Below are 26730 nucleotides of genomic sequence, written 5' to 3' on the forward strand. Positions count from 1 at the left end.
GGCGAGCGGGCGGCTACTCGCCCCAGTCCTCTTCCACCTCGGGCGCGAGCGCCAGCACGACCGGGTCGGTCGTGACCACCTCGAGCTCGCTGGAGCAGTGCTGGCAGATCACGATCTCGGCAACCATGAGTTCGTCGGAGACGTCCACCGCGCCACCGCACTGCGGGCACTGCACGGTCGTTGCAACAGTCATTAGTTGCCTCCTGCAGATTGTATGACTACTGTTTGGCCAACACTGCAGAAGCTAACACATGCTTCACGGTCGCACATCCCGAGAGACGACTTGGAAGCAACACCGAGGCGACATCCCGCAGGTCACGGCAAATCGCTCGAGTATCCACGTCGACGACTCTTTGACCCTTTCCCACATCGGGTTTTGCCAAACAGGACTTCGGACAGGCGCCGATGATCGAGTTGCGGATCGCGGCGTGCAGGGTGATGCTGGCCCTCGACACTGTTGCAGACTCTGCATGATGAGGCGACGAATAGTCTGCAACAAAGACTGCTCCGTGCGTGTCCTCCCGAGCGGCGACCCGACGAGCACACCGTCCGGAGGTGCCTGTTCATGGCCGAGACCACCCACACCGCCACCCGCACCTTGCGAACCGCGGAGCTGGCCCTGCTCGGCGGGGACCGCACCGTGCCGAAGGACAGCGGCGGCGGCACCTGGCCGGTCGTCACCGCGGACGACGAGCGGGCCGTCCTCCGCGTGCTGCGCGACGGTCCGCTGAACGCCGCGTCGCCCGGCGAGCCCGAGATCGGCCGCCTCGAGGCGGCGTGGGCGGAGGCCACCGGCACGCGGCACTGCGTCGCCGTCGCCTCCGGCACCGTCGCGCTGCACCTCGCGCTGCGCGGCTGCGGGATCGGCCCCGGCGACGAGGTGGTCGTGCCGGCCCTGACGATGAACGCGACCGCCCACGCCGTGCACGCGGCAGGCGGCACGGCCGTGTTCGGCGACATCGAGCCCGGCACCTACAACCTGGACCCCCGCTCGGCCGCCGCGGCCACCGGTCCCCGCACCGCGGCGCTGCTGCCCGTCCACCTGCACGGGCTGCCCGCGGACATGCCGGCGCTGCGCCGCCTCGCCGAGCGGCTGGACGTGCCGGTCGTCGAGGACGCCGCGCAGGCCCACGGCGCGCGGCTGGAGGGCCGCCGGGCCGGCGCGCTCGGCACGGCCGGCTGCTTCAGCCTGCACCCGCACAAGAACCTGCCGACGTGCGGCGAGGGCGGGCTCATCACCACCGACGACGACGAGCTGCACGAGCGGCTCGTCAGCCTGCGCAACTTCGGCGAGCGGGCGCCGGTCGGGGCTCGCACGTACATCAGCCACCACGCCGCCTTCAATGCCCGGATGGCACCCGTGGCGGCGGCATTCACCCACTCGCAACTGGCCCGCTTCGACGACAACGCCCGCCGGCGCGAGCCGGGCATCCGCGCGTTCCTGGACCGCCTGGCCCAGCTGCCCGGGCTGGGCGTGCCGCGGATCCCCGCCGGCCGCACGCACGCCTGGCACATCCTGCGCCTGATGCCGCAGCCGGAGGCGCTCGGCCTCGGGCCGGAGCACCGCACCGGGCTGCGTGCCGCCCTGCACCGGGCGCTGCGCGCCGAGGGCGTGCCGGTCTCCCAGTACCAGGTCGCGCCGCTGCCCGCGCACCCCGCGTTCCGCCCCGCCGGCATGACCGAGGCCGACGCCCTCGACTGGGTGGCCGAGCGCTTCCCCGTGACCGCCGCGGTCGTGGACGGATCCCTGTGCCTGCAACGCCGCCACCTCGATCCGGCGGCCGGGCCGCTGCTGGCCGGCTACGCCGACGCCTTCGAGAAGGTGTGGCGGCACCTCGACCTGATCCGCCAGATGGCCCGCTCGCGCCCCGCGCCCGGCTGGCGCGACGCGCTCCGCAAGGGCTGACCCACGCACACATTCACACCCACCGAAGGGAGCCAGACATGGCCGCGCCGACCACGACCGGCCCGCCGCACTCCCCCGCCGTTCAGGACGGCGCTTCTGACGGCGCTGTTGACGGCGCTGTTGACAGCGCCCTTGACGGGGCTTTTGACGAGGCGTCCGTCGCGGCGATGGCGCACCAGATCCGGCAGGACGTCATCCGGATGGCGGGCGGGCCCGAGGGCGCGCACGCCGGCGGCAGCCTGTCCTGCGCCGACCTGATGGCCGTGCTGCACGCGCGGCTGCTGCGCCCCGGCGACGCGTTCGTGCTCAGCAAGGGCCACGCCGCGCCGGCGCTCTACAGCGCACTGGTCCAGCTCGGCCGGCTCCCCGCCGACGAGCTCGACAGCTACGCCCAGCCCGGCAGCAGGCTCTTCGGCCATCCCGCGCACGACCTGCCCGGCGTCGAGTTCGCCACCGGCTCGCTCGGCCACGGGCTCGGCCTGTCGATCGGCCTCGCGCTCGCCGAGCTGCTGCACGGCGGCGACCGGCGGGTCTACACCGTCCTCGGCGACGGCGAGCTGCAGGAGGGCAGCGTCTGGGAGGCCGCGCTGCTGGCCGGCCACCGCAAGCTGCCCAACCTGGTCGCGGCCGTGGACCGCAACGGGCTGCAGATCACCGGCGGCACCGAGGGCTGCGTCGCGCTCGAGCCGCTCGACGCGAAGTTCGCCGCGTTCGGCTGGCAGGTGCGCACCGTCGATGGGCACGACCTGGCGGCGCTGCACGAGGCGCTGCAACCGTCGCCGGACGGCCCGGTCATGGTGATCGCCACGACCGTGAAGGGCCGCGGCGTGCCGTTCCTGGAGCGCAAGGTCGCCGGGCACTACGCCAAGCTCAAGCCCGCCCTGGTGCAGCGCGCCCTCGCGGCCCTCGCCCGGGCGGCGAAGGGGGAGCCGTCGTGACGCAGACGATCGCCGAGGTGGAGCTCGGCCCGGATCCCCGCGCGGCGTACCGCGACACGCTGATCGACCTCGCCGCCGAGGACCCCCGGGTCATCTGCCTGGACTCCGACACCGGCGGCCTGGAGAACACCTTCGCGGAGCGGTTCCCCGACCGCTACATCAACGTCGGGATCGCCGAGGCGAACCTGATGACCGTCGCCGCCGGGCTCGCCCGCCGCGGCTTCATCCCCTACGTGCACACGATGGCCACGTTCGCCACCATGCGGGCCGCTGAGTTCCTCAAGGTCGACGTGGTCGGCAACCGGCTGCCCGTGCGGGTGATCGCCACGCACGGCGGGCTGTCCGCCGCGCACTTCGGCACCACCCACTTCGCCTTGGAGGACCTCGCGGTCGCCCGGGCGCTCGCGGACCTCGCCGTCGTCGTCCCCGGCGACGGCCGGCAGATCGGCGCCGCCACCCGGCAGCTGCACGAGCTGCCCGGCCCCGCGTACCTGCGGCTCGGGCGGTCGGCGACACCGGTGCCGCCGATGCCACAGGGCAGTGCGCCCGACTTCCGGCTCGGCCGGGCCCGGACGCTGCGCGAGGGCACCGACGTGACGATCGTGGCGACCGGGGCGATGCCGTTGCTGTTCGCGCTGGAGGCGGCCTCGCTCCTCGCCGGCGACGGGATCGATGCGGAGGTGCTCGAGCTGCACACCCTGCACCCGCTGGACCGCGACGGGCTGCTCGCCGGCTGCCGCGGCCGGGCGGGGGTGGTGACCGTCGAGGAGCACCGGCCGCAGGGCGGCGCGGGCGACGCGGTCGCCGAGGTGGTGTCCGCCGAGCTCGCCGTGCCCATCCGCCGGATCGCCGTGCGCGGCCGGCCCGGCGCGCGGGTCGCCGGCCAGCGCGACGCCCTCGAAGCGCACGGAGTGAGCGCCGACGCGGTCGTGGAGGCCGCCGGCCGGCTGCTCGACCACACCCAGAACACCGACCGGAAGACGAGGTGATGACGATGGCCGGGACGGCCCTGATCCACGACGAGGACCGGATCCGCTACGTGCAGAGCGTGTTCCAGCGCGTGCTGAAGGTCGACAAGGGGGTGACGCCCGACGACGAGTTCTTCGCCCTCGGCGGCACCTCGCTGACGGCAATGGAAGTGATCGACCTGATCGAGGCCGAACAGGGCCGCCGCCTGCCGGTGCGCAACTTCTACCAGGCGACCGTGGTCCGCGAACTCGCCGGCGAGCTGACGCCCGCCACCGACTCAGACGGAGGTGCCCGATGATTCGACCGAGAGCGGGACTCGCCACCGAGGCGAGCACCGAGGTGGACCTGGCCGGAGGTGGCGGGCCACGGTCCGTGTCCCCCGCCGCCGACCGGCCCGCGCCCGGCCGGTCGAGCGCGAAACTGCACTCGCTGACGGGCCTGCGGTTCATCGCCGCGTTCCTGGTCGTGCTGTGCCACGTCGGCATCAACCTGCTGCCGTTCGTCGCCAAGGACCAGGTCTTCGTGATCCACGTGTTCTACGGCTTCGGCTCCGTCGGGGTGTCGTTCTTCTTCATCCTCAGCGGGTTCGTGCTGACGTGGGTCGCCCGCGACATCGACACCGTGCCGCAGTTCTGGCGCCGCCGGTTCTTCAAGATCTACCCGAACCACCTGGTGACGCTGGTCGCGGCGGTCCTGCTCGCGGCCACCGCCGCGCACGCGCTGTCGACCCGCGACACCCTGGCCACGCTGTTCCTGGTGCACGCCTGGATCCCCGACCAGCAGCTGCTGTTCAACCTGTGGTCCAACACGCCGACCTGGTCGCTGTCCTGCGAGCTGCTGTTCTACCTCGCCTTCCCGTTCGTGCTGAGCCTGCTGCGCAAGGTCCGCCCCGAGCGGCTGTGGCGCGGCTTCTGGATCACGTTCGCCGCGATCTGCGCCGTGCCGTTCGTGGCGCTGCTGCTGCCCGCCGGCGGGACCCACCGCGGCACCGGGCTGCCCTGGCTGCACATGTGGTTCATGACGTTCTTCCCGCCGGTGCGGATGCTGGAGTTCGTGCTGGGCATCTTCACCGCGCTGATCGTCATCAACGGCCGCTGGCTCAAGCGCTGGCCGCTGCCGGTCGCCGTCATCGTGGCGACGATCGGGCTCATCGCCGCCGGTGGGGCCACGCCGCCGATCCTGGGCTTCGTCGCCGTCTCCGCGCTGCCGCTCGCGTTCCTCGTCGGCGCCGTCGCCACCCGCGACATCGACGGCCGCGGCAGCTCGTTCGGCAGCCGCACCATGGTGTTCCTGGGGGAGATCTCCTTCGCCCTGTACCTGGTGCACTGGCTGGTGGTCGTCTACGGCTGGATCGGCAGGCACTCCCCCACGTGGGGCGCGAACCCGGCCGACGCACCCACCACGTGGGGCACCGTGCTGACCTACTCGGGGCTGACGATCGTCACGAGCCTCGTGCTCGCGTGGCTGCTCTACACGCTCGTCGAACGCCCGATCATGCGGCGCTGGAGCCGGCCGAAGGCGAAACGCGACACCCTGGAGGCCGCACAGGCGGACCGGGGCTGAGATTCCTCGACCAAGGCTCCCACCCGGGCGGGTGGGAGCCTTGTCGCCTTTCGTGCAGTGTCTTTCTGCCCGGGGTAGGGTGATTTCTGACTGCAGAGGGGGCACCGTGAACGTCACCTGGAAACAGGTCGCGACCTGGCGGATGAAGCGGCAGTTCGTGCACCCGCGCACGAAGGCCAGCGCGAGCGAGATCGTCGGCAGGCTGTGTGGTGTGCAGGCGCAGGTGTGGAGCGCCGCCGAGCTGGCCGTCGCCTTGCGGCAGACGACACCCGACGGCGATGCCGTCGACCGGGACGTCGCCGACCTGACGCTGCTGAAGACCTGGGCGATGCGCGGCACGCTGCACCTGCTGCGCCCGCAGGACGCCGGCGCCTTCCTGTCGCTCATGGCCGCCGCGGGCAGCTGGCTCAAGCCGTCCTGGACGAAGGCGTCCGGCGTCAGCCCCAAGCAGGTGGACGAGCTGACCGACGAGGTGTCGCAGATCCTCGAGGGCGGCGCGGAGCTCACCCGCGACCAGCTGGTCACGAAGCTCATCGCCGACAAGCGCTTCGCGAGCATGGAGGAGCGGCTGCGCTCCGGGTGGGGCTCGGTGCTCAAGCCCCTCGCCTGGCGCGGCGCCCTCTGCCACGGCCCCAACCAGGGCAACAAGATCACGTTCACGTCGCCGGCGAAGAAGTTCGGCAAGGACTGGAAGGGCGTCCCCGAGCCCGACGAGGCGGCCCCGATCGCGATCGAGGCGTATCTCGGCGCGTACGGCCCGGCCAGCCCCGACACGTTCGACCGATGGCTGACGCTCAACAGCACCAGCAAGCCGAAGCTGCGCAAGTGGTTCGCCGACATGGGCGACAAGCTCACCGAGGTCGACGTCGAGGGCCGCAAGGCGATGATCCTGACCGAGCACGCCGACGACCTCGCCGGCTCCGCCGACTGCAAGGGCGTCAAGCTGCTCGGCCACTTCGACCAGTACATCCTCGGCCCCGGCACCAAGGACGACGTGCTGCTGGACGCCAAGCACCGCAGCAAGGTGAGCCGCACCGCCGGCTGGATCTCCCCCATCGTCGTCGTCGACGGCCGGATCGAGGCAGTCTGGGAGATCGAGGGCAAGGACCTCGTGGTGACCCCGTTCGACGGCGCCGTCCTGCCCGAGAAGGACCTCCAGAAGGAGGCCACCCACGTGGGCAAGGCCAACGGCGTCAGCGGCCTGACAGTCCGCGTCGTCTGACCCCCGGACCGCCACCGCCGCCCGCACTCGGCGCTCGGCGCTCGGCCGCGGGTGATCGGCCGCGGGTGATCGAAGGACGGATCTGGTTGTCCGGACGGCCCGGAACGTCCTTCGATCACGGACAGTCGAGCACCACAGCAGTCATAGCGACCCGAACCCCGCCCTTGCGCGCCCACGGAACAGCGACCCACTCCCCAGGCACCGGCCACCGCCCGGCACCGGACCGGCACCTGGCACCCGGCACCCGGCACCGCCTGTCCAACCCCGCCGCCCCACCACCCGTGATCCAAGGACAGAACTGGCCATCCGAACGGCCCGGAGCGTACTTCGATCACACGAGAGTGGAGGGGTCGCAGCGCGGCTGGCGGCTCTCATGTGCACGGGCGGTGTCGCACGTGGAGAATCCGGGGCACGGTCCGGTCGTCAGGTGGCGGTGAGGACTGCTGGTCGCCGTGCCGGGGTGGTGGTCGGAGGACGGGTCAGGCGAAGTGGGTGCGGTAGAGGTCGCGCAGCAGTGCGATCTCCGCGCCGTGGTGCATGACCTCGCGGTTGACGTGCAGCATCAGCGTCGCCATCGGGCGGTCGGCCCAGGGGCCCTCCGACTCGCCGATCGGGCGCTCCAGGGCCGCCTCGTCCAGCGCGCTCACCGCGTCGCGCCAGTCACGGTAGTGCCCCTCCAGCGCGGCGACGGCAGCGTCCGCGGTCACCGGCAGCTCCGCGGTCGCCATCGTCAGCGAGCCGTCGCCGAAGTGCGCGCTGGTGCGGAGCCCCAGTACATGCAGCGAGACGTGTGTCATCCGCCAGGCGATCGTCGTCACCGGCGGCGGCTCCGGGGTCTCGTGCCCGCCGTCGAGCGTGGCTCGGCCGTCGGCCGCGGTCCGGACGGACCAGCAGTCCTTGACCGGCTCCCAGAAGTACTCGTCGTCGGTGAGGCCGGTCAGCGCGGGCGTCAGGTTGTGCTCCCAGTAGAGGTCGAGCTGGTCGAGCACCTCTGCGCGCCAGTCCATGCGGCGGACTCCCGTCGGTCGTTGCGGTGATGCCTGCACCGTAGGACCGCCGCCACGACCGCCGGACCGGGTTCCGCGCGGGTTCCCTCATTCGGGAGAAGCCCGCCGAAAGGCCTGCCGATCAGCGCAGATTCTGCAGCCTGACCTGCCCCCGGGCGACGAGCCCGCCGGCCGCGTCGACCGTCTCCACCGCCCAGACCTGCTGCGTGGCGCCGCGGTGGATGGGCACCGCCGTCGAGGTGAGCCGGCCGTTGGCCGCGGTGACCGGCGCGAAGAAGTCGGTGGTGTTGCTGACCCCGACCACGGTGCCCTTGTCGCCGAGCCACCGGTCGGCGGCCACGCTCGCGACGGACTCGACCACCGCGCAGTGCACCCCGCCGTGCAGGATGCCGTGCGGCTGCAGCAGGTCGCCGCGGGCCGACCAGGCGGCGACCACCTGGTCGGGGCCAACCTCCTCGAACTGCAGGCCGAGGTGCTCGACATAGGGTCCGAGTCGCTGCGAAAGCGAAAGCTTGTCCACGGTCATGACTCGAGTATCCCAGTGTCCGCCGGAGTCTGCAGAGTCGACAGTCAGCTGTCGAAGAACTCGAGCTGCCCGTTGCGCCGCAGCCGGTCCACCCAGGCCTGGGCCGTGTAGCGGGGGACGTCGAAGTGCCGGGCGAGCTGCCCCACGCTGCCGGTGCGGCGCAGCTCCGCGGCGACCAGCTCGGCGTCGGGCATGCGCCGGTACGGCCGGTCGGGCTTGGCGCGGCGGGCCTGCCGCTCCTCCGGCTCGGGCGGCGTCGCGCCGTTGAGCACGGTCGCGGCGACGGCACTGCTGAGCGAGCGGGCGAGCATGTCGAAGTCGATCGAACGGGCGGCGTTGACCGGCAGTGCCCCACCTTCGGGCGCCATCACCGACAGCTCGACGACCTGCGCCTCGAGATTCTGGTTGATCCGGACCCGCGCCGTGATGGTGGCGGGCTGCTTGTCGCCGTCCGGGCTCTCGGCCACGATCTTGACTGTGTAGTGCGTTTCAACGTACTCCTGATCGGATTCCATGGTGGTCCGCCTTATTCTTTGCAATACCTCGGGGCGAGCCGAGGGAATGGTGCATGTCGAGTGGCACAGCGATCCTGTCGATACTATACTGCGGTCGAATCTTGAGAGCCCGCCAAAGGCGACACCCTCCCGGGGGCTCAAACCCTCGCCTGACCTGGTAAAGCCTTCGACAGGTCGGCGGCTCGCAGTCGCCACAGCCTGTTGACTCTCTGCAACGGACATGCACCATAGGGTGACGCCATCACCGGCGCACCCCACCGATCTCCCCGATCGGAGCCGCGGGTGACTCGGCGACGGCGGCCAGCAGCTCCAGCACCTGGTCGATGCGCTGATAGCCGGACGCGTGGTCCCACAGGTCCGTGTTGAGCTCGAGCATCGCCGACAGCCCGGCCGGGCGCAGCAGCCCGTGGAAGGCCATGTCGTAGCGGGCCGTGCCGTGGGAGATGAACCGGTATTCGCAGCCCAGCCCGGCAAGGTCGGCCGGCATCCACGACTCCAGCTGCAGCTCGCACGTGACCTGGTAGATCGGATGCACGCCGGTGACCCGCCGGGGCTGCACGGTCTGCACGATGTCGGCGAACGGCGCCTGCTGGTGCTCGTAGGCGCGCAGCACCGCCGCGCCGACCCGCCGCACCAGCTCGTCGAAGCGCGGGTTGCCCGACAGGTCGAGCCGGACCGGGACCACGTTGAGGAAGCAGCCGACGAGCTGGTCGGCGCCACGCTGGGTCCGGTTCGCCGTGGGGATGCCGATGACGATGTCGTCCTGGCCGCTGAGCCGGTGCAGCAGCACGCCGACGGCCGCACAGAACACCGTGAACGGCGTGGTGCGCGCGGCGGCGGCCACGTCCCGCAGCGTCCGCGCCGCGTCGGCGGAGACGGGCCGCTCCAGGAACTCGCCCCGGAACCTCGCCTTGTCGCCGCGCGGGCGGTCGGTGTCCAGCCGCAGCGGCGGGGCGCCGGCGAGCTCGCGGGCCCAGAACCGGCGCAGCCGCTCGCCCTCGGGGCCGTCGAGCAGCTCCTGCTCGGCCCGGGCGAGGGCGGCGAAGCCGACCTCGTGACGCGGCAGGGCCGGCGCGCGTCCGGCGGCCCGCGCCTCATACGCGATGCCGAGGTCCCGCATGATCAGCGTCATCGACACCTCGTCGGTGACCAGGTGGTGGAACAGCAGCTGCACCTGGTGCCGCTCGGGTTCGAGGCGGATGATCCGCGCCCGCAGCAGCGGCCCGCGGGTGATGTCGAAGCCGGTGTAGGCGATGTCGTGCTCGAGCCGTCCGCGCTCGGCCTCCCGCGCGGCGTCGTCGAGGCCGGTCAGGTCGTGGACCGGCACGTCGATCCCGGTGTGCGGCTGGATCCGCTGTACGGGCTGGCCGCCGACCTCGACGAACGTGCCCCGCAGCCCGGGCTGGTGCGCGACCACGTCGTTGACCGCGGCCGCGAACGCCTCGGGGCGCATCGGTCCGGTGAGGTCGAGCACGAGGGGGATCGTGTGGGTGAGCGAGCCCGGGTCGGCCTGCTCGGCCAGCCACAGCTGCCGCTGCCCGGACAGCAGCGGCACGTCGACGGCCACGTCATCCTCCAAGGAGGAGTCCGATGAGTCGGGAGCCTCGTCCAGGTCCGCGGGCAGGTCGGCGACCAGCTCCAGCATGCCGTCCAGCTCAGGGTTCGCGGCGCGCAGCGCGCCGGTCAGCTCCACCGGGGTGGGGTTCTCGAACAGGGTGCGCACCCGCACCCGCACGCCGAGCGCCTCCTGGATGTCGGCGACGAGCCGGGTGGCGAGCAGCGAGTGCCCGCCGCTCTCGAAGAAGTCCGCGTCCGGCGCGAGGCCCGGCTTCTCCAGGGCCTGCGCCCAGATCTCGACGATCAGGTCGAGCAGCCGGTCCGGGCCGTCGGGGCGGGCCGGCCCGGATTCGACTGAAGCAGCCGCGGGCAGGCCGTCGACGATCTCGAGGCGGCCGACGACGTCCCGGCGGGCCGTGAGCCCGGTGGGCGCTCCGCCGAGCAGCAGCGCCGCGGGCTGGTGCGGCGACAGCCCGTCGGCCAGCCGCAGCTCCTGGCCGGTGTCGACGCCGGTCAGGACCGGCCAGTCCTGTGCGCCGCGGGAGCGGTCGAGGGTCAGCGTCACCGGCGTGCCGTCCGGCAGATCCAGGCGCACCCGCTCGTCGCCGTCCCCGTCGCCGTAACCATCCAGGGGCGCCGGCTCCGGCGCGTGCAGGTCGAGGTCCGGCAGCCGCAGCTCCGGCCGCGCGAGCCACTGCCGCAGCACCCGGGCGTAGTCGTCGACGAGCGCCCGGACGCCTTCGGAGGTGTAGAGGTCGCCGTCGTACTCCAGCCACAGCCGGACCCGCTCGTCGGAGAACTCGATCTCCACGACGGTGTCGAACCGGCCCCGGCCGCGCTCGACGTCCAGGACCCGCACCGGCAGCCCGCCGAAGCGCAGGTCGCCGACCGCGTCCACGCGCGGCAGGAACAGGTGCTGGATCAGCGGCGTCCGGTCGGTCGGCCGCGGCGCGGCGGCGGCCCGCACGATCCGGTTGAACGGCAGCCGCACGTGCTCGATCGCCGCCGCGACCCGCTTCGTGCAGCGGGCCACCGTCTCGGGCAGGTCGGGGGCGCCGCCGAGGTCCAGGCGCAGCGGGACGGTGTTGGACAGCTGCCCGACCAGCGTCTCCAGCTGCGGCGCGCCGCGGTTGGCCGCGAGCACGCCGAGGATCAGGTCGTCGCGGCCGGTGGAGCGGGCGATCGTGGCGGCCCAGCCGGCGAGGCACAGCGCGTACGGCGAGCTGTGCAGGTCCCGGGCGGCGGCGCGCAGCGCGGGGCCGCCGACGCCCGGCAGGACCAGCTCGACGCGGCTGCCGACGCCGCGGCGGATCCGCCGGCGCGGCCGGTCGGGGCGCACGTCGAGGCTGGTGGGCGCGTCGCGGAGGGTCTCGCTCCACCACGCGGTGTCGGCGTCCTGGGTGGCCGGCAGCAGCGCCTCGCGCTCCCAGAGGACGAAGTCGCCGTACTGGAGTTCGGGCTCCGGCACCGTCGAGGGGCGCCCGGCGAGCGCGGCGGTGTAGTCCGCGGCGAGCTCCGCCAGCAGCAACCGGACGGCCGTGGCGTCGGCGACGATGTGGTGCACCGCGAGCGCGAGCACGTCCTCCCCGTCGGGACCGCCGCCGGGCAGCAGCAGGAACGCGATCCCGCAGCCGGACGAGGGGTCGATCCCGGTGGCGGCGAACCGGACGAGCGCGTCGTCGCCCGAGGTGTGGTCGTCGAGCACGGTGACGGGCAGCGGGTCCGGCACCGGGAGCACGACCTGGCCCGGCTCGCCGTCGTGCAGCCGCAGCGCGGTGCGCAGGACCTCGTGCCGCGCCAGCAGCGCGCCGACCGCGGCGCGCAACGCGTCCGGGTCCAGGCGGCCGGGCACGGCGAGCGCCACGCACTCGGTCAGCGGGGCCTGCTCCGCCGCCGACGCGTCGGAGGACCAGAAGTGCTCCTGGATGACCGCGAGGGGCATGAAGTCTTCACAGTCTCTCATGAAGATACGATAACTCACTGCGTGAGAATCGCGCGCGAAGTGACCGGTTCGGGTGGCTTCTGGCCCCGCAAGATGCGCTGTCTGCAGAGTCGAGTTACGGTGAGGGCCGTCGGCAGTTGTGGTGTGTGGGTGAAGACTCGTGCCGACAGCCGCGCAGACCCGCGCACCGGAATACGAGCGTCTCGCACGAATTCCCGCAGAGGAGTCATGGGGCATGACCTCAACCAACGCGCAAAACAGGACATCCGCACCGACGGAGCGGGCCGGAGCACGCCCGGAAGGCGCCCCCAGGACGCCGCAAGGCCCGGCCGGCGCCGCGCCGCCCGCCGCCCCTGGTGGCGGGAAGCCGCCCGCCGCCGGTCGCCGCCCCTCGGTGCTGCGCAACCGCGACTTCGCCCTTGTCTGGGGCGGCGAGTCGATCAGCCTGCTGGGCAGCGAGATCAGCGTCATCGCGCTGCCGTCCCTCGCCGTGCTGGTGTTCGGTGAGGGCGCACTCGGCGTCGGTCTGCTGATCGCGCTGCAGTGGATCCCGTTCGTGCTGCTCGCCCCGGTGATGGGGGTGCTCACCGACCGCCTGAACCGGCGGATGATGATGCAGATCTCCAACCTGGCCCGGTTCCTCATCCTCGGCTCGCTGCCGTTGCTGTGGGCCCTCGACGGGTTGACCATCACCCACCTGTACGTGGCGGCGGTGCTCAAGGGCATCTTCGACGTGGTCTTCCAGCTCGCCTACCAGGCGTACCTGCCGCAGCTGCTGCCGCGGGAGGACCTGGTCGACGGCAACGCCAAGACCCAGTTGAGCCGGTCCGTCGCGCTCATCTTCGGCCGTAGCGCCGGTGGTGCGCTGGTCGGCGCGCTCGGCGCGGCGCGGGCGATCACCGCCGACGCCATCACCTACCTGTTCGCCGGGCTCTCGCTGATGCTCGTGAAGTTCAAGGAGCCGGCCCCGCAGCCCCGCCCGGGCGGCGTGCAGGCGACCCTGAAAGACCTGCGCGGCGGCGTGTCGATGACCTTCGGCAACCGGCTGCTGCGCTACCTGACGCTGATGGCCACCTTCGGCAACACGGCCGTGTCCATGGTCCTCGCGATGATCATCGTGTTCGGCTACCAGGACCTGCACCTCAGCGCCGCGCAGATCGGTCTCGTGCTCGGTGTCGGCGGCACGCCGGTCATCCTCGGCGCGATCCTGTCCCGCCGGATCAACGAGCGTCTCGGCATGGGCCGCACGCTGCTGCTGACCCACTCGATGCTGGTGGTCGCGTTCCTGCTGCTGCCGTTCGCCCAGTTCGGCAACACCGCGACGGCCGTGACGATCCTGATCATCTCGCAGGGCATCTCGTCGTTCACCACGCCGGTCGGCAACGTCGGTGTGATGACGCTGATCCAGAAGGCCACGCCGCCGCAGGCGATGGGCCGCGTCGGTGGCGTCGCCCTGCCGTTCGTCTGGGGCGCCAACGCCGCCGGTCCGCTGCTGGGCAGCGCGATCGCCGTCGCGTTCACCAACGTGACGGCCTTCTATCTGGCCGCCGGGCTGGCCGTGGTCGCCGTGCTCTGGGTCCTCGCGGGCCGGGTGAACAGGCTCGTCGACGACGTCCCGGAGCAGGACCGAGTGGTCGTCCCGGCCGCCTGACAAGCAGGGGCCGGCTGACAAGCAGGGGAGGAAGCGCAGACATGATCACCCAGCAGGAAGCCCCGGTCGTCGGAGCGAGCACGACGACCCTGGTCTCCCGGATCGAGGGGTTCGCCCGCAGCGCCCCGGACTCGCCGGCCGTGCGGCACGGCGACCGGGAGCTGACCTACGGCGAGCTCAACCAGCAGGCCAACCAGCTCGCCCACGAGCTGTCGGTCCTGGGTGTGCGGCGCGGTGACATGGTCGCCATGTACCTGGGCCGCTCGATCGAGTGGGTGGTCGGCATGCTCGGCTGCCTGAAGGCCGGCGGCGTCTGCATGCCGCTGGACCCTTCGGTGCCGGTCGAGCGCTTCAACCGGGCCATCGCGGCGGGGCGCCCCGCCGCCGTGGTGGCGGCCGCGCACTGCCCCGACGCGGCCGAGGTGCCGCCCGTCCCGGTCGGGGTGCCCGTGGCGCCCTGCCCGGGCGGCGGCAACCCCACGCCGCCGGTCCCGGGCGGGCTGCCCGTGGTCACCATCGACGCCGGCGTGCCGGCCCGCGAGCACCTGCCGGACCCCGGCCCGGCGGCGCGGCGGGACGAGCTCGCCTACGCCATGTTCACCTCGGGCTCCACCGGAGCCGCGAAGATCGTCCTCGCGCAGCACTCGTGGCTGGCGCTCAGCGCCGCCCGCAGCGCCACAATCAACGGCACCACCGCCGCCGACCGCGGCTCGTGGCTGGGCGCGGCCGGGGCCGGCATCGCGATCCACGAGGTCGGCGGCCTGCTCTGGCAGGGCGCGCAGATCGTCATCGGCGAGCACGACGTGATCGCGTCGCCGCCCGCGCTGCGCGACTGGCTCCTGCAGGAGGAGATCACGCTCAGCTTCGTCATCACGCCGGTCGGCGAGGTGCTGCAGAACCTCCCGTGGCCGCACCAGACCCCGCTGCGGCTGCTCACGCTCGGCGGCGACCGGCTCAACAAGTGGGGTCCGCCGGACCTGCCGTTCGAGGTCGCCGTCTCGTACGGCAGCCTCGAGGCCTTCCAGGTCGCCAACTCCGTCCACCCGTGGCCGCTGCGGTGCACGCCGTCCACGGCGACGGCCGCCGACCGCCGGTCCGCGCCGCCGGTCGGCCGCCCGATCGAGGGCGTCACCGTGCACCTGCTGGAGGAGGACGGCCTGACCCCGGTCGGTGACGGCATCGGCGAGGTGTGGATCGACTCCGACTGCCTGAGCCTCGGCTACCTCGGAGACCCGGCGCAGACCGCGGACCGCTTCCGCCCCAACCCGTTCGGCGCGCCGGGCACCAGGATCTACCGCTCCGGCGACGCGGGCCGGTTCCGCCCCGACGGCATCCTGGAGCACCACGGCCGCATCGACGACATCGTGAAGATCCGCGGGCACCGCGTCGAGCTCGGTGACGTCGAATGGGTCCTCGGCCGGCACCCCGCCGTCCGCCAGGTCGCCGTCGTCGCGACGATGGACGGCGACCAGCGCCGGCTCGTCGCGTGCTTCACGGCCGAAGCCGGCGAGACCGACGTCGCGCCCCTCGAGCTGCGCGACTACGCCCTGGAGCGGCTGCCTGACTTCATGATCCCGGTCGCCTTCGTCCAGCTCGACGAGCTGCCCTTGAACACGTCGAACAAGATCGACCGCCGCCGGCTCCCCCCGGCGGACTGGGCCCGCGGCCGACCCGCGCGATCCTGGCGGGCGCCCGCCCCCGGCACGGAGACCGAGCTGGCGCGGCTGTTCGCCGACCTGCTGCACGTCGAGAAGGTCGGTGCCGACGACCACTTCCTGGAGCTCGGTGGCGACTCGCTGCTGCTGGCCCGCCTGCAGGGCCTCATCGAGCAGGACCTCGGCACCCGCGTCGAGATGAACGACCTGGTGACCGACCCGACCGTCAGCGGCCTGGCGCGGCTGATCGGCGCCGCACCAGAGGCCGCGGCGACCCCCGCGCTCCCCCCGATCACCCCGCGCCGCCGATAGACGCCGATCGACCCCAGTAGTGCGCCCAGCGCGGCGGCTGCCCGTACACGAGACCCCAAGAACGTCAAGGGCCCATGGGAACCCCCATGGGCCCACCGACCCGGCTTGGAGGCAGGCATGGATGCCGGCACGACCATGGAAGCGGATGTCGCCACCGACAGGCTGGTGACCGCGTTCGACCATCACGACCCCGAGTACACCCCGTACACCGCGCAGCGCGTCAACAGTGGGATCCGCGACCGCGGTGTCACCTACTCCCCCGCCTACGGCGGCGTGTGGATCCTGTCCCGCTACGCGGACGTCCGCGCGGCCCTCACCGACTGGCAGACCTACAGCTCGGCCCGCGGGGTGCACTTCCCGCGTGCCGAGGGCATGCCGATGTTCTCCCCCATCGACTTCGACCCGCCGCAGCAGCGCGAGATCCGCGACCGGATGGCCGCCCCGGTGACCCGCGAGACGATCGCCGACCTGGAGCCGCGGCTGCGCGAGATGGCGCACCGGCTCCTGGCGCCGGTGGCCGGGCGCGGGCACGGCGACCTGATGGCCGAGCTCGCCGAGCCGTTCGCGATCGAGGTGCTGAGCGTGGCGTTCGGGCTGTCCGACGCCTGCCGCAGCCGCGTACGGGCGGCGACGAAGACGATGTGGACCTACATCTCCACCGACAAGGACGCGAGCAAGTTCTGGCCCGCCTTCCACGACATCCTCGCCGAGGAGATCGAGCGGGTGCGGCGCGAGCCCGACGGCGGCTACATCGCGAAGCTGGCCGCGATGGAGCGCGACGGGAAGCCGCTGCCGGACGAGGAGCTGTACTCCATCATCGTCAGCTTCTGCGTCGCCGGGCACGACAACACGATGAACTCGATCACCCGCCTGGTGCACACCCTCGGCCAGGACCCGGGGCTGCAGCTGCGGCTGCGCCGCGAGCCGGAGCTGCGCGCGGCCGTCGCCGAGGAGGCGCTGCGGCGCTGGTGCCCCACCGACCGGTTCACCCGGGTCACGACCCGCGAGGTCACGGTCGCCGACACCGTCATCCCGGCCGGCGCCCGCGTGGTGCTGCTCTTCGACGCGGCCAACCGGGACCCGGAGAAGTTCCCGGACCCCGACGCGTTCGACCCCGACCGCGGCAACTCCCACCACCATCTGAGCTTCGGCCACGGCATCCATCACTGCATGGGTGTGCATCTCGCCAGGGCGGAGTTCGCCGCTGTACTGGACGAGCTGGCCGAGCTACCCGTCTTCGACCTCGCCGGCCCGAGCGAGCTGCACTTCGAGAACGGCCGGCACATCATGTACGACCGGCTGCCGGTGCGGTTCCGTGCCGAGGAGGAGCGCTGACATGACCGACGTGACCACCGCACCGCCGCCGACCCTGCTGATCGACCTGGCGACCGGCCTGTGGCGGTCCCAGACGCTGACGGCGGCGATCGAGATCGGCACGTTCGAGATCCTCGCCGGCGGCGGCGCCACCGCGGCCGAGTTCGCGAGCCGCGCCGGCATCGCCGGCCGCCCGGCGGAGATCCTGCTGACCGCGTGCACCGCGCTGGGGCTGCTGGAGCAGCGCGACGGCCGCTACCACAACAGCGCCGTCGCGGACACGTACCTGGTGCCGGGCCGCCCCGACTACTTCGCCGACTACGTGCAGATGGTCGCCAAGTACACCGCGCCCGGCTGGCTCAAGGCGACCGAGGCGGTGCGCACCGACGCGCCGACCAAGCCGGTGCCGGACCCCGACCGCAACATGTTCGAGGAGGGCAACCGGCCGGACTCCTTCTGGGACGGGCTCTTCGCCTTTTCCACCCTCACCGCGCGGCACCTCGCCCGGGCCGTGGACCTGTCCGGGGTGCGGCGCCTGCTGGACGTCGGCGGCGGGGCCGGGGCCACCCTGCTGGAGCTGTGCCGCCAGTACCAGCACCTGCACGGCACCGTGCTGGACCTGGCGCACGTGTGCGGCCTCGCTCAGCGGCGCATCGACGCGGCCGGCATGTCGCGGCGGGTCGGCACCGCGGCGGCGGACTTCTTCAACGACGCGCTGCCGGGCGGGCACGACGCGGTGCTGCTGTCGATGATCCTGCACGACTGGGACGAGGCGCAGAACCGGAAGATCATCGCCGCGTGCCTGGACGCGCTGCCGTCCGGCGGCACGCTGCTCATCAGCGAGCTGCTCGTCGACGACGACAAGACCGGCCCCGCCGACGCGGCCCTCATGAGCATGAACATGCTGGTCGGCTGCTGGGGCCGCAACTACACCGCCGCCGAGTACAGCGGCTGGCTGCGCGACGCGGGGTGCGCCGACGTGCGGACCGTCCGCTTCGACTCGCCCGGCGCGAACGGCGTGGTGATCGGGGAGAAGGTGTGATGGACGCGCAACAGCGACGCTGGTTCCTGCGGGAGCCCTCCCCCGACGCGAAGATGCTCCTGCTCGCCATGCCGTACTCCGGCTGCGGCGCCTCGATGTACAAGGCGTGGCCCCTGACCGTCGGCGACGCCGAGGTGGTGCCGATCCAGCACCCCTTCCGGGAGAACCGGATGCGGGAGCCGCACTTCGGCACCTACCAGGACGTCACGAAGGCGATGCTCGACGACATCGGTGACCTCGTCACCGCGCGCCCGTGGGCCGTGTTCGGGCACTGCGGCGGCGCGCTGCCGGCGTTCGAGACGGTCGTCCAGGCCGGCGAGCGCGGCCTGCCGCCGCCGCACCAGTGCTTCATGTCGAGTCAGGTCGCACCGCAGGACGGCCCGTGGGGCCGGTTCCTCGGCCTCGACGAGGACGGGCTGCGCGCCGAGATCGCCGGGCTGCTGGCCGCGATGGGCGCCGGCGCCGCGCAGGCCGAGGAGCTCGTCGACCTGTTCATCGACACCATGGAGGCCGACGTCGCGGCGAACCGGGTGTACTGGCGCCCGGCCGGCACCGTGCAGTGCCCGATCACGGGCATCGGCTGGGACGCCGACGTCGAGGTGCCGCACGGCCTGATGACCGGGTGGCCGCAGTGGGCGCCGTACGAGAAGGTGCTGCTGTCCGGGACGCACTACAGCTTCCTGGAGGCTCCGCCGTCGCTTCTCCAGGTGCTGGCGGACCGGCTCACGGCCGGCTGAGCAAATTCCCGCAGGACGGGACCCCGGCACGCCCCCCGGTGCCGGGGTCCCGCCGTCTGCCGACTATGCAGCCTAAATGGCAGAGTCGGCGAAGTCTGTATAGTCTGTAATGAATCGACTGGGAGGACCGTGGCATGCCTCAACAGAGCGAACTGCTTCGTCGACTGCGCCAGCTCCCCGGGGACCGCCGGGACGAGCTGCTGGCCCGCCTGGAGGGCGTCTCCTCGGGGATCCGATCGGCCCCGCTGTCGTTCCGGCAGGAGCAGCTGTGGCTGTTCGACCGGTTCGCCCCCAGCAGCCGGGCCTACGGTCTCGGCTTCGCCTTCCCGATCGAGGGCCCGCTGAAGCCCGAGGCGCTGCGCGCGGCCCTGGCGGACCTGCAGCAGCGGCACACGGTGCTGCGCTCGACGTTCCCCGACGACGACAAGCAGGGCACCCAGCACGTGCAGCCGGCGCCGCAGGACGTCCGGCTCGACGTCGAAGACGTCACTGGCAGCACTGACGGCACTGACGGCACCGGCGACCGGCTGCGCGCCCGCGCCGACGAGGTCGTGAAGGACGAGCTGCGCCGCGGCCTGGACCTCAACTCCGGCCCGATGGTCCGGTTCAAGCTGCTGCGCGCCGGCGACGAGCGGCACCTGTTGGTGCTCACCAGCCACTACATCGTGCTCGACCCCCGCTCCGCACGCGTGCTGCAGCGCGACCTCGGCGTCGCCTACGAGGCCCGGGTCGCCGGCGCCGCACCGCAGTGGAAGGAGCCGGCGGCCGACTTCGGCGCCTACGCGAGCTGGCAGCGCGACTGGTGCCGGCAGGACGGCGTCCGCGACGCGAGCGACCACTGGCGCGGCGCCCTCGCCGGCTGGGAGGGCACCGAGCTGCCCACCGACCACCCCCGCCCGCGCCTGCTGGACCTCTCCAGCGACGTGGTCCGGGCGCCGATCCCCGCACCGCTCGGCGACGCCGGCCGGGACGCGTTGCTCGCCGCGTTCCTCATCGTGGTCGCCCGGCACACCGCCCGCAGCGACCTCACCATCGGCGTGCCCACCGACGTCCCCGGCCCGTTCGACCCCGACCTGCTCGTCGGCGACTGCGGCAACCTGGTGCCGCTGCGGGTCGAGCTCGACGAGGCCGACAGCTTCGCCGCCGTCGTCGCCGAGGTCCGCGCCGCCCGCGAGTCCGGCGCCGAGCACGCGGCGCTGCCCTTCAAGCTGGTCCTCGACGCGCTCGGCGTCGAGCCCGACGCCGGGCGCCTGCCCCTCGTCCAGATCGGCTTCGCCGACGCCGGCGAGCCCGCCGTCCCGGTCGAGGCCGACGGGGTGCGCATCGGCTGCGAGCAGGTCGACGCCGGCGCCGGCACGTTCGAGCTCGCCCTGGAGGTCTCCGGCGGCGAGCGGCCCACCGCGGCCGTCCGTTACGCGACCTCCCTGTACAGCCGCGACACCGCCACCCGTCTCCTGGACCGCTTCCTGCAGACCCTGGAAGTGCTGTCCGCCCAGCCGGACCGCCCCCTCGGCGACGTTCGGCTCGGCACCGCCGAGGAGCGCGCGGACGTCCTGGACCGCTGGAACGCCCCGATCGGCGAGCCCGCCGACACGACGCTGCACGAGCTCTTCGCCGACGTCGTCGCGGCCGGCCCCGCGCGGACCGCGCTGCGGTGGAAGGACGGCAGCGTCACGTACCGCACGCTCGACAGCTGGTCGTGCCGGGTCGCCGACCAGCTCGTCGCCGCCGGCGTCGGCCTCGGCGACCTGGTGCCCGTCGTCATGGAGCGCGGCCCGGCGCTGATCGCCGCCGTCCTCGGCATCATGCGCGCCGGCGCCGCCTACGTCCCGATCGACACCAGCCAGCCCGACGAGCGTCTCGCCATGATCCTGGAGGACACCGGCGCGGACACCGTCGTCGTCTCCGCCGGCACCGCCGGCCGGGTCCCGGAGCCGCTGCGGATCGTCGTCGGCACCGACCCGGCGAGCGTGCCGGATGACGAGGAGGCGTGCCACCGGTGTGCACCGGCGGTCGTGCCGCCCGCGTCCGCCGCGTACGTCATCTACACGTCCGGCTCCACCGGCCGCCCCAAGGGCGTCATCGTCGAGCACCGCAACGCCGCGAACTTCGTGCGGACCGTGCGGGGCATGTTCGACCTCACCCCCGGAGACCGGGTGCTGCACTTCGCCTCGCCCGGCTTCGACGTGTCCGTGTTCGAGATCTTCGGCTCGCTGCTCAACGGCGCAGAGCTGTACGTCATGGACGAGGACCAGCGCCGCGACGTCTCCTCGCTGGACCAGGTGCTGCGGTCCGAAAAGATCACTGTGGTCGACCTGCCGCCCGCCATCATGGAGCTGCTCGCCCCCGAGAACTACCCGGACCTGCGGATCGCGTTCGTCGGCGGCGAGGCGTTCACCGGCGAGCTGACCACCCGGTGGGCCCGCGGCCGCGGCTTCTGGAACGGCTACGGCCCGACCGAGACCACCGTGACCGTCGTCGCCAAGCAGTGCGAGGGCGAGTGGACGTCGTCGCCGCCGATCGGCCGGGCGATGGCCAACCACCGCGCCTACGTGGTCGACGCCGCCGGCGCCGGTGTCCTGCCGGTCGGCGCGATCGGCGAGCTGGCCGTCGCCGGCCTCGGCGTCGCCCGCGGCTATCTCGGCCGGCCCGACCTGACCGCCGACCGGTTCCGCCCCGACCCCGACGGCCCGCCCGGCTCCCGCCGCTACCTCACCGGCGACCTCGCCGTGTGGAACGACGACGGCGAGCTGGAGTTCGTCGGCCGCGCCGACCGGCAGGTGAAGGTCCGCGGCGTGCGGATCGAGCTCGGCGAGGTCGAGGCCGCGCTGCAGGCCGTCGACGGCGTCGCCCAGGCGGTCGCCGAGGTCGCCAACGACCCTCGCACCGGTGCGCTGCTCATGGCGTACGTGGTGCCGGAGCGGGCTGGGGAGCTGCAACTGGACACCGTCCGCTCCGCCGTGGCCGGCCGGCTGCCGTCGGCGATGGTGCCCTCCGTGCTGGTGCCCCTGGAGGCGGTGCCGCTCACCCCGAGCGGCAAGATCGACCGGCGCCGGCTGCCCGCGGTGGAGTTCGCCGCGGTCGAGGAGCTCACCGAGGCCGACGAGGAGAACAGCACGCCGACCGAGCGCACCATGCGCGAGGAGGTCTTCGCCCCGCTGCTGGGCGCCCGCATCGGCAACGACGTGAACTTCTTCGCCGCCGGCGGCACCAGCCTCCAGGCGATCCAGCTGTCGTCGCGGGTCAGCTCGGTGTTCGGGGTTGCGGTGCCGATCGCGGAGTTCTTCGCCAACCCGACCGTGTCCGGCCTGTCCGCGCTCGTCGACGCCGCCGGTGCCACGCAGGGCTCGCAGCGCGACGCCCTCGCCGAGGCCCTGGCGGCGGTCGAGGGGCGCAGCGACGAGGAGCTCGCCGAGCTCGCCGCCGAACTGGACGCCCGATGACCACAGCGACTGTGACCTTCACGGCGGACTCGCAGTGGGTGCGCCGGGTGCCCCGGGAGGGCGCCCGGCTCCGGCTGGTGTGCCTGCCGTTCGCCGGCGGCGGCGCGTCGGTCTACCAGGGCATGGCGGCACTGCTGCCGCCCTGGATCGAGGTCCTGGCGGTGCAGCCGCCCGGGCACGAGGACCGGTCCCGCGAGCCGCTGCCGGCCAGCATCCCGGGGCTCGTCACGGCGTGCGCGATCGCGCTGCGGCCGTACACGACGATGCCCTACGCCCTGTACGGCCACTGCGCCGGCGCCCTCCTGGCCCACGAGGTCGCGCACGAGATGGGCCGGCGCTTCGGGACCTGGCCGCAGCGGCTGATCGCCGCCGAGCAGCCGGCACCGCAGGCCCCGCCGCCCCCGGCGCCGCTGCACCTGCGGTCCGACGAGGACCTCCTGGCGTCCATCCGCGACCGTGGCGGGCTGCCCGAGGCGGTCGCCGGCAACGCGCAACTGCTGGAGTTCCTGCTTCCCGTGCTGCGCCACGACTTCGCACTCTGGGAGAACTACCGGCACCGCCCCCGCCCGCCGCTGCCGGTCCCGATCACCACGGTCCGCGGCACGACCGGCTCGGTCGACGAGACCGCCCTGGCCGGCTGGGCCGAGCAGACCACCGCCGGGCGCACCGGCGTGACCGTCGAGGGCGGCCACTACTTCATCGTCGGACTGACCGCGGCGGCCGCCGGGGGGATCGCCGCCGCCCTGGACGGAAGGACACCCCCGTGAGCACCACCGACACCATCGCCCGGATCGCCGCCGGAGCCGCCGGTGTGCAGGACGCCGCCGCCGTGTACGACCGCAAGCTCCGCGCCGCCGCGTCCCGCGTCTCCGGAGGGCAGGCCACCACCGGCCTCCCCTCCGGTGCGGAGATCCCCGCCGACCGCCCCGCCCTCGTGCACGGCCCCTCGCCGGTGCTGCCGCCCGACGCGGTGGCGACGCTGCCCGAGGCCCTCGAACGCGCCGCCCGCGTCGCGCCCGGCCGCGGCACCACGTACGTGCTCCCCGACGGCAGCACCGACCGGCAGACCTACGCCGAGCTCTTCGACGAGGCCCGCCGCGTCCTGAGCGGCCTGCGCCGGCACGACCTGACGCCCGGCGACGCCGTGCTGCTGCAGTGCGCCGACAGCCGCACCTTCGTCACCGCCTGGTGGGCGTGCGTACTGGGCGGGTTCATGCCGACCGCGGTCGCGCCGGCTCCGGAGTACAACACCGACAACGCCGCCGTGCGCAAGCTCGCCTCCGCGTGGGAGCTGCTCGGCAAGCCGCCGGTCATCGCCGACGCCGCGCTGCTGTCCGGCGTGCGATCCCTCGCCGACCGGCTGCCCGCGCTGCGCGTCCTCGCCGCGGACACGCTGCCTTCGCAGGAGCCGGCTTCCTGGGCTGTGCCGGACCCCGAGGCGCTCATCGTCAACCTGCTCACCTCCGGCAGCACCGGCACCCCGAAGTGCGTGCAGCACCGCCACCGCACGATCGTCGCCCGCACCTACGCGACCATCGCCGCGAACGGCTTCACGCAGGACGAGGTCTCGCTGAACTGGATGCCGCTCGACCACGTCGGCGGCATGATCATGTTCAACCTGCGGGACGTGTTCCTCACCTGCGAGCACGTCAACGTCCGCACCGAGTCCGTCATCCGCCGTCCGCTGCTGTGGCTCGACTGCGTCGACCGCTTCGGCGCCACCTGCACGTGGGCGCCCAACTTCGCGTTCTCGCTCGTCACGCAGCGCGCCGACGAGATCGCCGCCGGCTCCTGGAAGCTCGGCACGCTCACCAACATCTGCAACGCGGGCGAGGCGGTCGTCGCCCGCACCGCCCGCCGGTTCGTGGAGCTGCTCGCCCCGCACGGCCTGCCCGCCGACGCCATGGTGCCCTGCTGGGGCATGTCGGAGACGTCGTCCGGCGTCACGTACTCGCGCATGCACCGCGACGACCCGGCCGCCGGCACGATCGCGCTGGTGCCCGCGTCCCTGGACGGCGCGCTGCGCGAGCTGCCCGCCGGCACCCCCGGCGCGGTCGTCGTCACCGAGGTCGGCGCCCCGATCCCCGGCGTGGCGCTGCGGATCGTCGGCCCGGACGGTGCGGTGCTCCCCGAGGGGCGCGTCGGCCGCCTGCACATCTCCGGCACGACCGTCCAGAACGGCTACGCCCACAACGACAAGGCCAACGCGGAGAGCTTCACCGCCGACGGCTGGTTCGACACCGGCGACCTCGGCTTCCTGCGCGCCGGCCGGCTGTTCCTCACCGGACGCCAGAAGAACATGGTCATCGTCAACGGGGCCAACTTCCCCGCGCACGAGATCGAGGCCGTCGTGGAGCAGGTCGCCGGTGTACGACCCGCGTGCTCGGCCGTCGCGGGCGTGCCCGACGAGGACACCGGCACCGACGCCCTGGTCGTCTTCTTCGTCCCGGACACCGACGACGTGCCGGCGCTCGTCGACGACATCCGCACCGCCCTGTCGCGGGACCTGGCGCTGCGCCCCACGTACCTGGTGCCGGTGACGGAGCAGGAGTTCCCCCGGCAGAACGGCGGGAAGGTGCAGCGGGAGCGGCTCCTGTCCGGCTGGCGCGCCGGAGACTTCGACGACCGCTGCTACGCGGAATCCAGTCCGCTGTTGGATTCTTCCGAGGCAACCGGCACCGCGGCGCTGTCCGTCGTCTGGGAGCCCGCCGGGACGCCGCTGGAGCCCGGTGCCGCCGCCCGCGTGCTCTTCGACGCCACCTCCGGCGGCGACACCGTGCTCGCCGACTTCCTCGAGGTCGCCCGGGGTCTCGGGCCTGACGACGAGCTCGCCGTCCTCACCCGCGGCGCCGTCCACGCCGTCGAGGGCGACCTGGTCGAGCCGGACCGTGCCGGGCTGACCGCCCTCGTGCGGACCGCCGCCTCGGAGCGCCTCGCGGCCAGGATCACCCTCATCGACGCGCCCGCCGACGCGACCGACGCCGACCTCGCCGCCCTGGCGGGCATGCGGCACGACGAGACCGTGGTCGCCGTGCGCGACGGCCGGCCGCTCGTGCAGCGGCTGCGCACCACGACGCTGCCCGAGGCGTTCGACGTCCCCGCCGACGTCCTGCCGCGCGGCGGCACCTGCCTCATCACCGGCGGCCTCGGCGGGCTGGGCCGCACCGTCGCCGAGCACCTCGTCGCCGGGCACGGGGCGCGGCTGCTCATCGTCGGCCGGACCCCCGCGTCGCGGCTCGACGACGGCTCCCGCGAGGCCCTGGAGATCCTCACGTCGATCGGCGAGGTCATGTACCGTGCCGCCGACGTCGCCGACGCCACCGCCCTGTCGGCCGCGGTCGCCGACGCCGAGACGTCCTGGGGTCGCGGCCTGGACCTGGTGCTGCACCTCGCCGGCGCCCCGGTCGCGCCGCAGTGGGAGCAGCTGTCGCGGCACGAGCTGCGGGCCGAGTCCCCCGACTGGCTCGCCGGCATGCTGCGCCCGAAGGCCGGCGGCTGCGCCGCGATCGACCGGCTCCTGGCGACCCGCCCCGGCACCGCCGTCGTGCTCTTCTCGTCCGTCAACGGCCTCTTCGGCGGCACCGGCTTCGGCGCGTACGCCGCCGCCAACGCCGTCCTGGACGGCTGGGCGCACCGCTGGGCGGCGGCCGGCCGCCGGGCGCAGAGCATCGGCTGGAGCATGTGGGACGGCCCCGGCATGAACGACGGCAGCCCCCTGGTCGCCGCCGCCCGGCACCGCGGCCTGTCCCTGATCGACCCCGCCCACGGCACCGTGGCACTTCTCGGCGCCCTGCACACCGGCGCCGTGCACCTGCTGATCGGCGCCGACCCGGAGAACGAGCAGATCAAGCCGTTCCTGGCCGCGGACCAGCTGCGCGGCGGCACGATCGCGGTCGCCGTGGTGCCCTCCCCCGGCGAGGACCCGGAGCGCGTCCGCTCCGCCGTCGCCACCCGCCTCGCGCGCGAGGGCATCTTCGCCCGCGTCGGCGTGACGACCCGTATCGAACGCGACCGCAGCGGCGCCCCCGACCCGGCCGCGATCCTCGCCGCGATCGGCACCGGCGGCGCCGGCTACACGGCCCCCGAGGGCCGGCTGGAGCAGCTCGTCGCGGACGCCGCCGCCGACGTCCTGGCCGTCCCCCGCATCGGCCGGGAGGACTCGTTCTTCAGCCTGGGCTGCGACTCGGTCCGCGCGCTGCAGCTCGCCCAGGCCCTCAGCGACCGCCTCGGCGCGCCGGTGACGGTCGGCTCGCTCTACGAGTCGCCGACGGTGCGCGCCCTGGCGGCCACCATCGCCGCCTGACCGCACCACCCTGGACCCGGCGCGCCCCGCGCCGGGTCCTTTCGTCCTGCACTCATCTCTGCCTGGCACAGCAGGGCGGCGCGCCGGTCGGGAGCCCAACGCCGAGGTGGGCGGGGCGGGCTAGGGTG

Annotated in this window: 19 protein-coding genes; 14 read left to right on the forward strand and 5 right to left on the reverse strand. The window is 73.2% G+C overall.

Annotated elements, in window-relative coordinates; genetic code table 11:
- Positions 1-13 precede the first annotated feature (13 nt).
- The gene (gene lysW / locus ACQEVZ_RS10565) at positions 14-193 is read right to left on the reverse strand and encodes a lysine biosynthesis protein LysW (protein ID WP_344509524.1); all 180 of its coding nucleotides are present in this window, start codon (positions 191-193) and stop codon (positions 14-16) included.
- Positions 194-565: 372 nt separating this feature from the next.
- Between lysW and ACQEVZ_RS10570 the strand changes: the two genes are divergently transcribed.
- The 6 genes from ACQEVZ_RS10570 to ACQEVZ_RS10595 all read left to right on the forward strand — a co-directional run bounded on the left by ACQEVZ_RS10570 (position 566) and on the right by ACQEVZ_RS10595 (position 6598).
- Positions 566-1906, forward strand: coding sequence for a DegT/DnrJ/EryC1/StrS family aminotransferase (locus ACQEVZ_RS10570; protein WP_433364664.1), 1341 nt, complete (start codon positions 566-568; stop codon positions 1904-1906).
- A 38-nt stretch (positions 1907-1944) separates the two neighbouring features.
- Entirely contained in the window at positions 1945-2844 is a 900-nt protein-coding gene (locus ACQEVZ_RS10575) for a transketolase (RefSeq protein WP_433364667.1), read from the forward strand.
- Positions 2841-3833, forward strand: coding sequence for a transketolase family protein (locus ACQEVZ_RS10580; RefSeq protein WP_433364670.1), 993 nt, complete (start codon positions 2841-2843; stop codon positions 3831-3833). The genes ACQEVZ_RS10575 and ACQEVZ_RS10580 overlap by 4 nt, the downstream gene beginning before the upstream one ends.
- Positions 3834-3838: 5 nt before the next feature.
- Positions 3839-4111, forward strand: a complete 273-nt coding sequence (locus tag ACQEVZ_RS10585) for an acyl carrier protein (protein WP_344509517.1) — start codon at positions 3839-3841, stop codon at positions 4109-4111.
- Positions 4108-5376, forward strand: coding sequence for an acyltransferase family protein (locus ACQEVZ_RS10590; protein ID WP_433364673.1), 1269 nt, complete (start codon positions 4108-4110; stop codon positions 5374-5376). The genes ACQEVZ_RS10585 and ACQEVZ_RS10590 overlap by 4 nt, the downstream gene beginning before the upstream one ends.
- A 106-nt stretch (positions 5377-5482) precedes the next feature.
- Positions 5483-6598: a winged helix DNA-binding domain-containing protein gene (locus ACQEVZ_RS10595; protein ID WP_433364676.1), complete on the forward strand. Its 1116-nt coding sequence runs from the start codon at positions 5483-5485 to the stop codon at positions 6596-6598.
- Between the two features lie 479 nt (positions 6599-7077).
- Here ACQEVZ_RS10595 and ACQEVZ_RS10600 read toward each other — a convergent pair whose 3' ends face one another.
- From ACQEVZ_RS10600 to ACQEVZ_RS10615, 4 genes are all read right to left on the reverse strand, one after another.
- Positions 7078-7605 (reverse strand): DinB family protein, encoded by a 528-nt coding sequence (locus ACQEVZ_RS10600; RefSeq protein ID WP_433364679.1) that lies wholly within the window; start codon positions 7603-7605, stop codon positions 7078-7080.
- 121 nt (positions 7606-7726) lie between these two features.
- The gene (locus ACQEVZ_RS10605; protein ID WP_344509510.1) at positions 7727-8131 is read right to left on the reverse strand and encodes a PaaI family thioesterase; all 405 of its coding nucleotides are present in this window, start codon (positions 8129-8131) and stop codon (positions 7727-7729) included.
- A gap of 44 nt (positions 8132-8175) precedes the next feature.
- A complete protein-coding gene (locus ACQEVZ_RS10610) occupies positions 8176-8598 on the reverse strand; it encodes a hypothetical protein (RefSeq protein WP_344509509.1) in 423 nt (140 codons plus the stop codon).
- A gap of 289 nt (positions 8599-8887) precedes the next feature.
- The gene (locus ACQEVZ_RS10615; RefSeq protein WP_433364684.1) at positions 8888-12166 is read right to left on the reverse strand and encodes a condensation domain-containing protein; all 3279 of its coding nucleotides are present in this window, start codon (positions 12164-12166) and stop codon (positions 8888-8890) included.
- Between the two features lie 214 nt (positions 12167-12380).
- Here ACQEVZ_RS10615 and ACQEVZ_RS10620 point away from each other — a divergent pair, with 214 nt between their 5' ends.
- The 8 genes from ACQEVZ_RS10620 (at position 12381) to ACQEVZ_RS10655 (ending at position 26602) form a co-directional block, all read left to right on the forward strand.
- Positions 12381-13796, forward strand: coding sequence for an MFS transporter (locus ACQEVZ_RS10620; protein WP_433364687.1), 1416 nt, complete (start codon positions 12381-12383; stop codon positions 13794-13796).
- Between the two features lie 41 nt (positions 13797-13837).
- Complete coding sequence (locus ACQEVZ_RS10625; RefSeq protein WP_354891551.1) at positions 13838-15763, forward strand: non-ribosomal peptide synthetase; 1926 nt, start codon at positions 13838-13840, stop codon at positions 15761-15763.
- 117 nt (positions 15764-15880) lie between these two features.
- Positions 15881-17098 carry a cytochrome P450 gene (locus tag ACQEVZ_RS10630; protein WP_433364691.1) on the forward strand — a complete coding sequence of 406 codons (1218 nt, stop codon included), beginning with the start codon at positions 15881-15883 and terminating at the stop codon, positions 17096-17098.
- A 1-nt stretch (position 17099) separates the two neighbouring features.
- Positions 17100-18119: a methyltransferase gene (locus tag ACQEVZ_RS10635; protein WP_344509499.1), complete on the forward strand. Its 1020-nt coding sequence runs from the start codon at positions 17100-17102 to the stop codon at positions 18117-18119.
- Positions 18119-18856: a thioesterase II family protein gene (locus ACQEVZ_RS10640; RefSeq protein ID WP_344509497.1), complete on the forward strand. Its 738-nt coding sequence runs from the start codon at positions 18119-18121 to the stop codon at positions 18854-18856. Before ACQEVZ_RS10635 ends, ACQEVZ_RS10640 begins: the two co-directional genes overlap by 1 nt.
- Before the next feature lie 134 nt (positions 18857-18990).
- A complete protein-coding gene (locus ACQEVZ_RS10645; protein ID WP_433364695.1) occupies positions 18991-22299 on the forward strand; it encodes a non-ribosomal peptide synthetase in 3309 nt (1102 codons plus the stop codon).
- Positions 22296-23066 carry a thioesterase II family protein gene (locus tag ACQEVZ_RS10650; RefSeq protein ID WP_433364698.1) on the forward strand — a complete coding sequence of 257 codons (771 nt, stop codon included), beginning with the start codon at positions 22296-22298 and terminating at the stop codon, positions 23064-23066. Before ACQEVZ_RS10645 ends, ACQEVZ_RS10650 begins: the two co-directional genes overlap by 4 nt.
- The gene (locus ACQEVZ_RS10655; RefSeq protein ID WP_433364701.1) at positions 23063-26602 is read left to right on the forward strand and encodes an SDR family NAD(P)-dependent oxidoreductase; all 3540 of its coding nucleotides are present in this window, start codon (positions 23063-23065) and stop codon (positions 26600-26602) included. The genes ACQEVZ_RS10650 and ACQEVZ_RS10655 overlap by 4 nt, the downstream gene beginning before the upstream one ends.
- The last annotated feature ends 128 nt before the right edge of the window (positions 26603-26730 follow it).

This window comes from Dactylosporangium sp. CA-152071 (assembly GCF_050936335.1).
GTDB classification, from domain to species: Bacteria; Actinomycetota; Actinomycetes; order Mycobacteriales; family Micromonosporaceae; genus Dactylosporangium; species Dactylosporangium maewongense.